Annotated in this window: 9 protein-coding genes and 4 tRNA genes; 5 read left to right on the forward strand and 8 right to left on the reverse strand. The window is 70.0% G+C overall.

The genetic code is table 11. The annotated features are described in order from the left end of the window. The first annotated feature begins 127 nt into the window (after positions 1-127). Together ACZ67T_RS10640 and bldC are read left to right on the forward strand one after the other, a co-directional pair. On the forward strand, positions 128-973 hold the full coding sequence (locus ACZ67T_RS10640; protein ID WP_469983035.1) for a DUF8083 family protein: 846 nt from the start codon (positions 128-130) through the stop codon (positions 971-973). A 468-nt stretch (positions 974-1,441) separates the two neighbouring features. Continuing rightward, positions 1,442-1,648 (forward strand): developmental transcriptional regulator BldC, encoded by a 207-nt coding sequence (bldC, locus tag ACZ67T_RS10645; protein ID WP_003949541.1) that lies wholly within the window; start codon positions 1,442-1,444, stop codon positions 1,646-1,648. Positions 1,649-2,205: 557 nt separating this feature from the next. Here the strand turns inward: bldC and ACZ67T_RS10650 are convergent. The 3 genes from ACZ67T_RS10650 to hrpA form a co-directional block, all read right to left on the reverse strand. Continuing rightward, the gene (locus ACZ67T_RS10650; protein WP_469983036.1) at positions 2,206-2,406 is read right to left on the reverse strand and encodes a DUF6274 family protein; all 201 of its coding nucleotides are present in this window, start codon (positions 2,404-2,406) and stop codon (positions 2,206-2,208) included. A 175-nt stretch (positions 2,407-2,581) separates the two neighbouring features. Beyond that, a tRNA-Asp gene (locus ACZ67T_RS10655) sits at positions 2,582-2,656 on the reverse strand. A 94-nt stretch (positions 2,657-2,750) separates the two neighbouring features. Then, entirely contained in the window at positions 2,751-6,734 is a 3,984-nt protein-coding gene (hrpA, locus tag ACZ67T_RS10660) for an ATP-dependent RNA helicase HrpA (protein ID WP_469983037.1), read from the reverse strand. Between the two features lie 121 nt (positions 6,735-6,855). On the opposite strand from hrpA, the gene ACZ67T_RS10665 reads away from it, so the two are divergent. Then, positions 6,856-7,956, forward strand: coding sequence for an ABC-2 transporter permease (locus ACZ67T_RS10665; RefSeq protein WP_469983038.1), 1,101 nt, complete (start codon positions 6,856-6,858; stop codon positions 7,954-7,956). 182 nt (positions 7,957-8,138) lie between these two features. Here ACZ67T_RS10665 and ACZ67T_RS10670 read toward each other — a convergent pair. From ACZ67T_RS10670 to ACZ67T_RS10685, 4 genes are all read right to left on the reverse strand, one after another. Beyond that, a tRNA-Phe gene (locus tag ACZ67T_RS10670) sits at positions 8,139-8,212 on the reverse strand. Positions 8,213-8,236: 24 nt separating this feature from the next. Next, a tRNA-Asp gene (locus ACZ67T_RS10675) sits at positions 8,237-8,311 on the reverse strand. A gap of 39 nt (positions 8,312-8,350) precedes the next feature. Next, positions 8,351-8,423, reverse strand: a tRNA-Glu gene (locus tag ACZ67T_RS10680). Between the two features lie 200 nt (positions 8,424-8,623). Continuing rightward, entirely contained in the window at positions 8,624-10,138 is a 1,515-nt protein-coding gene (locus ACZ67T_RS10685; RefSeq protein ID WP_469983039.1) for a metallophosphoesterase family protein, read from the reverse strand. A gap of 81 nt (positions 10,139-10,219) precedes the next feature. Here ACZ67T_RS10685 and ACZ67T_RS10690 point away from each other — a divergent pair, with 81 nt between their 5' ends. Further along, on the forward strand, positions 10,220-10,570 hold the full coding sequence (locus ACZ67T_RS10690) for a metallopeptidase family protein (protein ID WP_469983040.1): 351 nt from the start codon (positions 10,220-10,222) through the stop codon (positions 10,568-10,570). Between the two features lie 91 nt (positions 10,571-10,661). Here the strand turns inward: ACZ67T_RS10690 and ACZ67T_RS10695 are convergent, their stop codons facing one another. Next, complete coding sequence (locus ACZ67T_RS10695) at positions 10,662-11,132, reverse strand: hypothetical protein (RefSeq protein WP_469983042.1); 471 nt, start codon at positions 11,130-11,132, stop codon at positions 10,662-10,664. 323 nt (positions 11,133-11,455) lie between these two features. Between ACZ67T_RS10695 and ACZ67T_RS10700 the strand changes: the two genes are divergently transcribed. Continuing rightward, positions 11,456-13,690 carry a DEAD/DEAH box helicase gene (locus ACZ67T_RS10700; protein WP_469983043.1) on the forward strand — a complete coding sequence of 745 codons (2,235 nt, stop codon included), beginning with the start codon at positions 11,456-11,458 and terminating at the stop codon, positions 13,688-13,690. Positions 13,691-13,765 lie beyond the last annotated feature (75 nt).

Genomic DNA, 13,765 nt, shown 5'->3' on the forward strand with positions numbered 1-13,765 from the left:
CGCCGGACGCGCAGTGCTGTGGATCACCCTCTCGCGGAGTACGCGCGTGTCCGGCCAGGTGCGTTCAGCTTCGGCCATGGGACGATTTGCAGTGTTTTCCAGGCGCAGGCCGGGGGAGGGAGCAGCCGTGCCCAAGGTGTCTTCGGTGACCGTGCCCTACGCGTCGTATCTACGCGTGTACGAACCCCTCGCGGCGTTCCCCGAGCCCGAGCGGAGCCACTGGGAGCGCTACGCGCAGCGCCGCGAGCGGCCCTCCTACCAGGACGAACTGCGCCGCTCGCTGGCCGACTTGCTGCCCACGCCGCCGGTGCCCGTGCCGGTTCACGAGAGCGACGACGCGTTCGTCATCGAGGCGGACGGCGTGGTCTGCGTGTGCCCGTGGCGCACGCGGCTGCGCGGCTGGCAGGCGCTGGACGAGCTGCCGGGCCGTCTGCCGACACCCGTGCTGGACGCGGTGCTCCCGCCGGTGGTCCGCCGGCAGTCCGCCGCGGACTACGAGCGCTGGCTGGCCCGCAACCCCGACGCCCGCCCCTGGATCCGCACGTCCACCTGGCAGATCCCGCTGAACTGGTTCGTGCTGGTCGCGGACGAGGAGCGCGAGTACGGCAAGGGGGCCGCGGACGGCGAGGCGCCGGTGCTGCGCTACCGCACGCCGATGGTGCAGGCGCGCCGCCGGGTCGCGCGGGGGCTGCGCACGCTGCGGGACACGATGGACGAGGGGCCGCTGATCGACGGCCTGGTGGATGTGGGGCGCTGGCTCGAAGAGTTCCACCCGCGTTCATTCGTCGAACTCGACTACGGCGGCCTGGTGCACGCCTTGCCCGCGGAGGATCTGGATGATGATCATTCCGCTGCGGACGTGGCGGAGGGGATCGAGGCGCTGCGACGCGGCGACGGTGACGGTGCCGAAGCGGCGTACGCGCGGCTGATGGAGCGTTGGCGTGCGGTGCGGAACCGGCAGTTCGCGAACTGACCGGACAGACGTGCGGGGACGTAGGTCCTGATCCGGGCTTTTGTCTCAAGCGTGATGGACCGCACTTAATACGCCCTTGCGTCCATCGCCCCTCCTCGTGCCAAAATAGGACAAGGAGTCCGGGGAGGACTCCGTCCGGCTACTTTCGTCCGCGTTCAGCCGGAATCTCAGCATTGCACGCTATGGGGGGTCCCGTGACTCCTGGCGCCACTGTGACTGATCGTCACAGTGGCGTGACTGTCCGCTATGGCATGGTCCATCGGCTTCCGTCGCTGATGAACACCTGGGAGGGCAATTCCATCGGTTTGGCCGACGCGGCTGGACGGATGGTGTAGTTGTAGTGCCGAGGACAAGCCGTTCGTCCTATAACCGACTCGACTCGCGTCCGCCATTTCGGGCAACGCGGGTCAAGGTGCAGAATTTAGAGGAATGAACCGAGAAGGTTCGGTTCTCCCGAGGAGGCCGCTCATGACCGCTCGCACCCCTGATGCCGAGCCGCTGCTGACCCCGGCTGAGGTCGCCACGATGTTCCGCGTCGACCCGAAGACGGTGACGCGCTGGGCAAAGGCTGGCAAGCTCACGTCGATTCGCACGCTCGGCGGGCACCGCCGTTACCGCGAGGCGGAGGTCCGTGCACTGCTCGCGGGCATTCCGCAGCAGCGCAGCGAGGCCTGAACAACTGAATAAAACGGGCGTTCCGGGCCCCCCAGCCCTTTTCGCGCCCAACCTATAGCTCCACACGACGCGGGTCTGCCCCAACAGGCCCACGCCTGCTCATGCTTCAAGGGTGCGTCGTTGATCGCGCTGGACTCCGCCGGGTCCAGCGCGATTTTTTTATGCGCGGATCCGTGCGGCCGGGGTGGCCTGTGGGGTGCCTGTGCGTGGCTTTGTGGGCGGCCCTGTGGGTCCCTGGTGGAGTGCCTGTGACGGCCTGCCGGAGAGCGCCGGCGGGTGCTCGGAGGGTCGCCGCGGAGGTCCCTCGGAGGGGTCGCGGGGCGGGCCTTCGGGGGTGCCCCGGCGGGCCCTGGGGGTGGTGCAATTGCACATATTAAATTGAGGTGTTGTAGGGCGGGTGTAAGAAACGCTGTTTCCAAAACTGGTCCCGTGATGCCCGTCACACGCTCGAACGCTTGTTGCTGGCAAGGCCTTTGGGTTAGAGGGGATTCGCGTGGCGGTGTCCGCCGTTCTCCCCCAGGCTCCCACCAGTCGGGACCGCCGACCGGCACCTTTGGTCACGCCGTGGTGGGACTTTCGTCCTCCGCGGCCCCCCGGGCCGCCTCGCGGCCTCCTGCGGGCTCTCTGCCGGGCTCCAGGGCGAGGCGCAGGAGTTGGTGGCAGACGGGGCAGTGCCGGGTCAGATGGCGGTAGCCGGAGGCGGCGGAGAGGTGGGCGCGCAGCAGCGCGCGCGTCTCGTGCCGGGCGGATGCCGCCATGCGCCACCTCCGGGTCGGTAATCCCTGTTGTCTGAGTACCGGGGGAGTGGCGCACAGTCAAGACGCCCGGGCGCGGGGCGCAGGGGCGCGGACGGGCGGGACCGGGCCTCACGGGCGGGCGCGCACACGACTGAGGCCCGCATCCCTTGCGGGATACGGGCCTCAGTCTTATATGCGGTCCTGACGGGATTTGAACCCGCGGCCTCCACCTTGACAGGGTGGCGAGCACTCCAAACTGCTCCACAGGACCTTGCTCGCGGCACTTGGTGTTGCTCTGTGCTGCGAGATGAGACTGTACAGCAGTGCAGGCCCGGCGGTCGAACTCACTTAACGTGCCCGGGCCGTTACGGCGCTGCCGCGTCGATCGCCTTCACGATCCGCTTGTCCGAGACGGGGTACGCGGTGCCGAGCGCGTGGGCGAAGTAGCTGACCCGCAGCTCCTCCAGCATCCAGCGGATGTCCAGGACTTCCTGCGGCACGGGCCGCCCCTGCGGCATCTGTTCGAGCAGCCACGCGTACTCGTCCTGCATCTCGTGGACCTTCTCCATGCGCGACGTGTCCCGCTGGACGTTCGTCGGCATCTGCGTCAGGCGCCGGTCGGCCGCGACCAGGTAGCGCACCAGGTCGGGCAGGCGCCGCAGGCCGGTGTCCGTGACGAAGCCGGGGCGGATCAGGGCCGTCAACTGGGTCCGCACGTCCGTGAGGTTGGCGAGCAGCGTCGGGCTCTTCGTGGACTTCAGGCGGCGCTCGCAGGCCTGCCAGGCGGCGAGCACCTGCTGTACCTGGCCCACCGTCCGTACGGTCGTGTCGACGATCTCGGCGCGCACCTTGTCGTACAGCTTCCGGTACGACTCCTCGTCCCAGGCCGGGCCGCCGAAGTCCGCGACGAGCTTGTCGCAGGAGGCCATGGCGCAGTCGTCGAAGAGCGCCTGGACCGTGCCGTGCGGGTTCGCGGACAGGGCGAGCTTCTGGGGGTTGGTCAGCTTGTCCGAGGCGAACTTGCCCGGATTGACCGGGATGTTGCGCAGGATCAGCCGGCGCGTGCCCTTCCACATCGCCTGCTGCTGCTCGGCCTCCGTGTCGAAGAGGCGGACGGAGACCGTGTCCCCGTCGTCGACCAACGCCGGGTAGGCCTTGACGGGCTGGCCGGCGCGCCGGGTCTCGAAGACACGGCTGAGCGTGCCGATCGTCCAGTCCGTGAGTCCCGAGCGCTCCACGGCCTCGCCGCCCGAGCGCTCGGCCGTGGCCGCTGCCGCCTGCGAGATCGCCTTGCGGGCCTTCGGCTTGAGGCGGAGCTTGAGCGCCTCCAGGTCCTTGTCCTCGGCGAGGGTCCTGCGCCGCTCGTCGACGATCCTGAAGGTGATCTTCAAGTGGTCGGGTACGCGGGACAGGTCGAAGTCGTCCGGGGTGACGGGGACGCCGACCATGCGCTGGAGCTCGCGGGCGAGCGTGGTGGGCAGGGGCTCCTGCAGGGGCACTGCCCGCTCCAGGAACGCCTTCGCGTAGTTCGGCGCCGGGACGTAGTGCCGGCGGACCGGCTTGGGCAGGGAGCGGATCAGCTCCGTGACCACGTCCTCGCGCAGGCCCGGGATCTGCCAGTCGAAGCCCTCGGACGTGACCTGGTTGAGCACCTGGAGCGGTACGTGGACGGTCACGCCGTCCGCGTCCGCACCCGGCTCGAACTGGTACGTCACCCGGAACTTCAGCGGACCCTGGCGCCACGAGTCCGGATAGTCGTCCTTGGTGATGGCCTCCGCCGACTCGCGGATGAGCATCGAGCGTTCGAAGTCGAGGAGTTCGGGCTCGTCCCGCTTCTTGTGCTTCCACCAGCTGTCGAAGTGGGCGCCCGAGACGACGTGGTCCGGGACCCGCTGGTCGTAGAAGTCGAAGAGCGTCTCGTCGTCGACGACGATGTCGCGGCGGCGGGCGCGGTGCTCCAGCTCCTCGACCTCGGTGAGCAGCCTGCGGTTGTCCGAGAAGAACTTGTGGTGCGTGCGCCAGTCCCCCTCGACGAGCGCGTTCCTGATGAACAGCTCGCGGCTCACCTCGGGGTCGATGCGCCCGTAGTTCACCTTGCGCTGGGCGACGAGCGGGACGCCGTACAGCGTCACCTTCTCGTACGCCATCACGGCCGCCTGGTCCTTCTCCCAGTGCGGCTCGCTGTACGTGCGCTTGAGGAGGTGCTCGGCGAGGGGCTCGACCCACTCCGGCTCGATCCTCGCGTTGACGCGGGCCCACAGCCGCGACGTCTCGACGAGCTCGGCGGACATGATGAAGCGCGGGGGCTTCTTGAAGAGGGCGGAGCCGGGGAAGACGGCGAACTTGGCGTTCCGCGCGCCCAGGTACTCGTTCCGCCCGCCGCGCTGCTTGGGGTCCTTGTCCGTGGACTCCTTCACGTCCTTCATCCCGATGTGGGAGAGCAGGCCGGCGAGGAGGGAGATGTGCACCTGCTGCTCGGGGGCATCGTCCTCGTTGAGATGGATGCCCATCTGCTTGGCGACCGTGCGCAGCTGCGTGTAGATGTCCTGCCACTCGCGGATGCGCAGGAAGTTCAGGTACTCCGACTTGCACATGCGGCGGAACGCGGACGAGCCGAGCGTCTTCTGCTGCTCGCGCACATAGCGCCAGAGGTTGAGGAACGCCAGGAAGTCGGACGTCTCGTCCTTGAAGCGGGCGTGCTGCTGGTCCGCCTGCGCCTGCTTCTCGCTGGGGCGCTCGCGCGGGTCCTGGATGGACAGCGCGGCCGCGATCACCATGACCTCGCGCACACAGCCGTTCTTGTCGGCCTCCAGGACCATCCGGGCCAGGCGCGGGTCCACCGGCAGCTGGGCGAGCTTGCGGCCCTGCTCGGTGAGGCGTTTACGGACGTCCTTCTCCGCCGGGTTCAGCGCGCCCAGCTCCTGGAGGAGCTGCACGCCGTCGCGGATGTTGCGGTGGTCCGGCGGGTCGATGAAGGGGAACTTCTCGATGTCGCCGAGCCCGGCCGCAGTCATCTGGAGGATGACGGAGGCGAGATTCGTACGGAGGATCTCCGCGTCCGTGAACTCGGGGCGGGCGAGGAAGTCGTCCTCCGAGTACAGACGGATGCAGATGCCGTCCGACGTACGGCCGCAGCGGCCCTTGCGCTGGTTGGCGCTGGCCTGGCTGATCGCCTCGATGGGCAGGCGCTGCACCTTCGTGCGGTGCGAGTACCGCGAGATGCGGGCGGTGCCCGGGTCGATCACGTACTTGATGCCGGGGACGGTCAGCGAGGTCTCCGCGACGTTCGTCGCGAGGACGATGCGGCGGAGCGAGCCCGAGGGGCGCTGGAAGACGCGGTGCTGCTCCGCGTGCGACAGGCGCGCGTAGAGCGGCAGGACCTCGGTGAACCGGAGCTTCTTCTTCTCCAGCGCGTCCGCCGTGTCGCGGATCTCGCGCTCACCGGAGAGGAATACGAGGATGTCGCCCTTGCCCTCGCCCTGGAGCTCCTCGACGGCGTCCGTGATCGCGGTGATCTGATCCCGGTCGGCCTCGTCCGAATCCTCTTCGAGCAGGGGTCTGTAGCGCACCTCGACCGGATACGTACGGCCGCTGACCTCGACGATCGGGGCGTCACCGAAGTGGCGGGAGAAGCGCTCGGGGTCGATCGTCGCCGACGTGATGACGACCTTCAGGTCCGGGCGCTTGGGCAGCAGCTGCGCCAGATAGCCGAGCAGGAAGTCGATGTTCAGGGACCGCTCGTGGGCCTCGTCGATGATGATCGTGTCGTACGCGCGCAGCTCGCGGTCCGTCTGGATCTCGGCGAGCAGGATGCCGTCCGTCATCAGCTTCACGAACGTGGCGTCCGGGTTGACCTGGTCCGTGAAGCGGACCTTCCAGCCGACGGCCTCGCCCAGCGGGGTGTCCATCTCGTCCGCGATCCGCTCGGCGACCGTGCGGGCCGCGAGCCGGCGGGGCTGGGTGTGCCCGATCATGCCGCGCACGCCGCGGCCGAGCTCGAGACAGATCTTGGGGATCTGGGTCGTCTTGCCGGAGCCGGTCTCGCCCGCGACGATCACGACCTGGTGGTCGCGGATCGCGTCGGCGATCTCGTCCTTCTTCTGGCTGACGGGGAGCTGCTCGGGATACGTGATCTCGAGCGCCTCGTACCGGCCGCGGCGCTGCGCCGTCCGGGCCTCGGCCTTCTCGGCCTCCGCCTCGATCTCGGCGAGCACGGCGGCCCGGGCTTCGGGCTTGCGGATGCGGCGCGCGCCTTCGAGCCTGCGGCCGAGCCGGTGCGCATCGCGCAGGGACAGCTCGGACAGGCGCTGGGCGAGGGTGCCGAGGACGGGGGCAGGCTGCGTAGACATACGTCCTCCAGGATCTCACCTCCGGGAAACGGGTGGCGAATGGTTTTGACGTGGGCCGGTATCGGCGGAGAACAGGGCAGTTAGAGCTGAAGGTCCGATATGACTGTTTTAACGTGTCCATATGTCTGAGCCGAGCGGCGACGATCACGACCACGGCGCACACGACCACGGCGCACACGGGCGCGTGCCGACACGCGGGGAGCGCTGGGAGAACTTCAAGAAGTCGCCGTTCCTGCCGGCGACCGTCCTCGTGTTCATCCTGGCCGCCGCCGCGGGGCTCTTCGCGGGCTCGTACACGTACACGATGGCGAACCCGACGCCGCACCGGATCCCCACGGCCGTGGTGGGCGCGGCGAACGCGAAGCACGGCGGGGCGGCGTTCCTGGACGGCATGGAGAAGGCGCTCAACGCGTCCCTCGAAGTGCATCCGTACGACAACGTCGCGGCGGCCGTCGAGGACGTGGACCAGCAGAAAGTCTTCGCGATCCTCGACGTGCGGCAGGGGGACCGCGTCGCGCTCCAGGTCTCGGGAGCCTCCGGAGCCTCGGTGGCACAGGTCCTCGCCGAGACCGCCCCGCAGGTCGGCGCCGCACTCGGGGTCCCGGTCACCGTGACCGACATCAAGCCGCTCCAGAGGGGCGACCCGCGCGGACTCGCGATCTTCTACATCTCGCTGGCCGCGGTCATCATCGGCTTCGTCGGCGCCATCCAGCTGAGCGTGCACGCGCGCGCCCTGAACCCGCTGGAGCGCATCGCCTACACGGTGGCGTACGCGCTGCTCGGGGCCTTCGTGATCGCCGTGGTCGTGGACTGGTGGCTGGGCGCGCTCGATCTGCCGTTCGCCGAGTCCTGGGCGATCCTCGCGCTGACGATGTTCACGTCGGGGATGGTCTTCACGATGTTCAACACGCTGGTCGGCCGCTGGGCGATGCTCCCGACCTGGGGGCTGATGGTGCTCCTCGGCAACCCGTCGTCGGGCGGCGCGGTGTCGTGGCCGCTGCTGCCGTCGGTGCTCGGCCGCATCGGCCAGTGGCTGCCGCCGGGTGCCTCGGTGAACGCGCAGCACACGGCCGTGTACTTCGGCGGACACCAGCACGTGTTCCCGTTCCTGGTCCTCACGGCATGGGCCCTGCTGTCGAGCACGATCTTCTGGGTCTGGCGCCACCGCCACCCGGGCGGCCGAACGACGGAGCCGGACCGGGCGGGGGCGCCGGGGGCGTGACCCTCCGGCGGCACCGCGGGTGGCTGCGCCCGGAAACGACGAAAGTTCCGCCCGGGACGGGGCCTTCAGGATCTGTGGTCCGCACGGCCGCTTCGCCGCGGGCGCGGACTTCGGGCGCTGGGCCGCAGGGTCCGGCGGGGGAAACGCAACAGGCCCCGTCCGGGGACGGGGCCTGAATCTTGTGGCTGGGGCCGGGATCGAACCGGCGACCTATCGCTTTTCAGGCGATCGCTCGTACCAACTGAGCTACCCAGCCACGCGGTTCGCGAACGAATCGCAGCGGTCCTGACGGGATTTGAACCCGCGGCCTCCACCTTGACAGGGTGGCGAGCACTCCAAACTGCTCCACAGGACCAAGCTGTTGTGCGACACAAGTGTCGCACAGGGTGTTGCGTGCCCCCAACGGGATTCGAACCCGTGCTACCGCCTTGAAAGGGCGGCGTCCTGGGCCACTAGACGATGAGGGCGAACTAGCAATACTGCTCTGCTTCGTCTGCGCGTCCAGGGACGTGAGAAGCATGTGACTCCGCTTCCCCCCGAAAGGTTCAGCTTCTCCTTCGCTCCTCACGGAGGTCAGGACGGTCAAGCCCTGACCGCTGCCCTTGGGCACGACCAGACTGTACTACGACGCTGGGACCTGGGCCAAACCGAATAGAGGTGGCCGCTCTCAAGGCTGGTTCTCCTTCGGCAGATGGCGGCTGACCTGCGCCGTCGTCAGGCCCAGGCCGCCCAGTTCGATCTCGTCCCAGGCCTGCAGACGGCGCGTGTCGCGGTCCAGGTAGAGGACCGACGCCTGCACCGGGTCGGGGGAGCCGTCGTCGACGGCGCGCAGGCCGCTGCCGCCGGTCGAGCCCTCGACGCGCAGCCGCGTGCCCAGCTTCATCACCTCGGTCGCTTCGTGGTGGATGTGGCCCGCGAGGACCAGCGGGACCGTGCCGTCCGTCTCGCGGGCGGCCACCGGGTTGTGGGCGATCGCGATGTCCACCGGCGTGCCCGCCTCCCGCTGGTCGCGCAGCGCGGAGGCGAGCCGGATGCCCGCCATGCGCTCGGCCGGGTCGCCCTGCGCCTTGACCGCGCGGTCCGGCGTGTACTGGGGGTCTCCGGTGCCGGCGAAGCGCAGCCCGGCGACGGTGACCGCCTTGCCGTTGTCGAGGACGCGGACGTTCTTCATGTGGGCGAGGTAGCGCTGGGTGGTGGCCGAGTCGTGGTTGCCGCGGACCCAGATGTACGGGGCGCCGAGGTCCTTGATCGGGTCGAGGAACGGGTTCTCGGCCGCCGAGCCGTGGTCCATCGTGTCGCCGGAGTCGACGATCACCGAGATGTCGTACTGCTCGACGAGCGAGGAGATGATCTTCCAGCTGGCCGGGTTCAGATGGATGTCCGAGACGTGCAGGACGCGGATCGTGGACGGGTCCGGCTGGTACACGGGGAGCGTCGACGTCACGTCGTAGAGCTTGGTCACATTGGTCACCAGGCGCGCCAACTCCTTTTGATAGACGTCGAATTCGGTGACGATCGAGCGCGCGCTGCCGACGACCGAGGGGGCCGAGGAAAGCAGGCCCGAGAACTTCGGCTCCAGGACCGACTTGGGGTTCCAGGTCGCGTAGGCCGCCCCTCCCGAGGCCGCCAGGAGGGCGAGCGCGAGGCCGCCGGCGCCGAGTGCGCGGCGGGGGCGGCGGTAGACGGCGAGGCCGAGCGCGGTGGCGCCGGAGACGACGGCGACGCAGGAGCGCAGGGCGAGGTCGAGGGTGCCGTGCTCGACGTCGCGGGTGATCTCGTCCTGGAGGCCGGAGATGCGTTCGGGGTGGTCGACCAGGGCCTGGGAGCGGACCGGGTCGAGGCGGTCGACGTCCACGTCGAGGCGGATGGGGGCGGTGTGCGACTTGAGTTCCAGCGAGCCGAGCGGTGAGACGTTGATCTTCGTGCCGCCGGTCAGGGACGGGCGCAGCGTCATCCGGGTGTCCATCGGGCCCACCGGGACGCGGACGTTCCCCACGACGAGCAGGCCGAGCCACGCCCCCATGAGGACGACGGCCGCGAGGCCCAGGGCGCGGAGGTACGGGCGGGGCTGGAGGGTGAGATCGCCGGTGGGGCGGGGGCGGCGGGCGCGATGGTGGCGGCCGACCGCGGAGGGGATGTTCCGCAGGGCGGACAGGGCGGCGACAGCGGGGACGCGGGCCATTGGTCCCGTATGCCCATGCGGATGGTCCCGTATGCCCGGACGGACAGGTCGATCTGAGGGCGAGTGGCCGACAATGGCCGTGTGCTGGAGATGACGCGCGAGGAGTTCGAGGAACTGGTCGCCGAAGCCCTGGACCGGATTCCGCCGGAGCTGACGCGGCTCATGGACAACGTGGCGGTGTTCGTCGAGGACGAGCCCGCCGACGGGGGACCTGAGCTGCTGGGCCTCTACGAAGGGACGCCGCTGACCGAGCGGGGTGAGTGGTACGCGGGCGTGCTGCCCGACCGCATCACCATCTACCGGGGACCCACGCTGCGGATGTGCGAGTCCCGCGAGGACGTCGTCGCGGAGACGGAGGTCACCGTGGTCCACGAGATCGCCCACCACTTCGGGATCGACGACGCGCGGCTGCACGCCCTCGGGTACGGGTGACGGCCGGGCCGTGAGCGGGCGTGTCCTCTTGCGGGGGACGGGAGTTGGGAACGGTGACGCCGGTTTCGGCGGTTCCCGTATCGCTTCAGCTTCAGCTCAGCTCCAGCTTTTCAGCGCCCCGGAGGTGCTTGCCCGTGCGCCAGCTGTCCGTACCCCCTCGTCTGGTCCGACTGGCCGCGGCGGTGGTGGCCGTCACGGCGGCGACCACCGGCTGCATGAGCGTCGCCCAGGAGGGGGGCGGGCCCGCCCCGTCGCACTCGGCGGGGCGGCACGGCGGGCGGGCGGCGCCGGACGGCGGCGCGGTGGTCCCCGGGGGTGGCGGGGAGCAGGCCGGGGGCCGGGAAGGCGTGAAGGGGTCGCCGTCGCCGAGCGGCACCGCGTCCGACGCGGCCTCGCGTGCCGCCTCGCCCTCCGAGAGTCCCTCCAAGGGAGCAACGGGTCCGGTGAAACCCTCGGCGAGCGGGCGGACCACGCCACCGTCCCGGCCGACCCCGACGCGCACCGCGCCGGACACGCCCACGCCGACCCCGGACACCCCCACGCCGACGCCCGACCCGACCACCGCGGAGCCCTCGTCGTCGGCGCACGAGCAGGCGTCGGCCCGGGTGCGGGTCGACCGGGAGCCGGCGCCGCGGGCGGGGACGCCTGCGTTGGCCTGACCTCGGGGGAAGGTGTGAGCGGGGTCTCAGGGGATTGGTTTGCGCAGGAGGGCGGTGGGTGACTATGGTGGTAGATCGTTTGATCCCATTTGCCCGGCGCCGTTAAGAGAGCGCCGCGTGGCGCGTTCTCTCCCCAGCCGTGGCTGGACCGCATTGAGGCGGTCGATTGCGAAATTCACGGAGTTGACGGGCGCGTGCCGAGACTCCGGAAGGTTTCGCATTTCGCATGTCCATTTCCAGTTCTGACCACACCGTCATGCCCGAGAACGACGAGGCCGTACAGGTTCTCGCCGTCGACGAGGACGTGACTGCCGTTGCCGTCGGAGAGGCCGCCGACAGCGCCTCCGCCGAGGCCGGCGCCCCCGCCGAGCCCACCCTGTCCTTCGGCGACCTCGGTCTGCCCGAGGGCATCGTCCGCAAGCTCGCGCAGAACGGCGTGACCGCGCCGTTCCCGATCCAGGCCGCGACCATCCCGGACGCCCTGGCCGGCAAGGACATCCTCGGCCGTGGCCGCACCGGCTCCGGCAAGACCCTCTCCTTCGGTCTGCCCACCCTGGCGCGTCTCGCCGGCGGTCACACCGAGAAGAAGAAGCCCCGCGCGGTCATCCTGACCCCGACCCGCGAGCTGGCGATGCAGGTCGCCGACGCCCTCCAGCCCTACGGCGACGTCCTCGGCCTGAAGATGAAGGTCGTCTGCGGCGGTACGTCCATGGGCAACCAGATCTACGCCCTCGAGCGCGGCGTCGACGTCCTCGTCGCCACCCCGGGCCGTCTGCGCGACATCATCAACCGCGGCGCCTGCTCGCTCGCGAACGTCGAGATCGCTGTGCTCGACGAGGCCGACCAGATGTCCGACCTGGGCTTCCTGCCCGAGGTCACCGAGCTGCTCGACCAGGTCCCGTCCGACGGCCAGCGCATGCTGTTCTCGGCCACGATGGAGAACGAGATCTCCACGCTGGTCAAGCGCTACCTGAACAACCCGGTCACGCACGAGGTCGACGCCGCCCAGGGCGCCGTCACGACCATGACCCACCACATCCTGATCGTGAAGCCCAAGGACAAGGCGCCGGTCACCGCCGCGATCGCCTCCCGCAAGGGCCGCACGATCATCTTCGTCCGCACCCAGCTGGGCGCCGACCGCATCGCCGAGCAGCTCCAGGACGCCGGCGTGAAGGCCGACGCGCTGCACGGCGGCATGACGCAGGGTGCCCGTACCCGCGTCCTCGCCGACTTCAAGGACGGCTACGTCAACGCGCTCGTCGCGACCGACGTCGCCGCCCGCGGTATCCACGTCGACGGCATCGACCTGGTGCTGAACGTGGACCCGGCCGGTGACCACAAGGACTACCTGCACCGCTCGGGCCGTACCGCGCGTGCCGGCAAGTCCGGTGTCGTCGTCTCCCTGTCGCTGCCGCACCAGCGCCGCCAGATCTTCCGCCTCATGGAGGACGCGGGCGTCGACGCCTCGCGCCACATCATCCAGGGCGGTGATGCCTTCGACGCGGAGGTCGCCGAGATCACCGGCGCCCGGTCCATGACCGAGGTCCAGGCCGAGTCCGCGGGCAACGCCGCGCAGCAGGCCGAGCGTGAGGTCGCCTCCCTCACCAAGGAGCTGGAGCGGGCCACGCGTCGCGCCGGCGAGCTGCGCGAGGAGGCCGACCGCCTCACCGCGCGTGCCGCCCGTGAGCGCGGCGAGGACGCCGAGGGCGTCGCCGCCGCCGTCGCCGCCGCTGCCGAGAAGGCCGCCGAGGCGTCCGTCCCGGAGCAGGCTGCCGCGCCGGCCGAGCGCCAGGAGCGTTCGTCCTCGTACGAGCAGCGCCCGCAGCGCCGTGACGAGCGGGGCAACTACGAGAAGCGCGACCGTCGTGACGACCGTCCGTCGGGCGGCTTCAACCGTGACCGCCGTGACAACGACCGTGGTGGCTTCCGTCGTGACGACCGTCCGTCGGGCGGCTTCAACCGTGACCGTCGTGACAACGACCGTGGTGGCTTCCGTCGTGACGACCGTCCGTCGGGCGGCTTCAACCGTGACCGCCGTGACGACAACCGTGGCGGCTTCGACCGTGACCGTCGTGACGACCGCGGTGGCCGTTCCTTCGAGCGTCGTGACAACGACCGTGGTGGCTTCCGCCGCGACGACCGTCCCTCCGGCGGCGGCTTCAACCGCGACCGTCGCGACGACCGTCCCTCGGGCGGCGGCTTCAACCGCGACCGTCGTGACGAGCGCCCCTCGGGCGGCGGCTTCCGCCGTGACGACCGCCCCTCCGGCGGCCACCGCGGCAGCGACCGTCCGTTCAACCGTGACCGTCGTGACGACCGTCCCGCCGGCGGCGGCTTCCGCTCCGGTGGCCACGACCGTCCCTACGGCCGCCGCGACGACCACCGCGGTGCGGGCTCCGGCTCGACCGGCGGTTCCTCGTTCCGCCGCGACGAGAAGCCGCGCTGGAAGCGCAACGGCTGAGACGGCTGAAGGCCGCAGGGCCTGACGGCCTGACCTGAGAAGGGCCCGGGAGACGATCACGTCTCCCGGGCCCTT

It is taken from the genome of Streptomyces sp. NPDC107517, assembly GCF_055582645.1.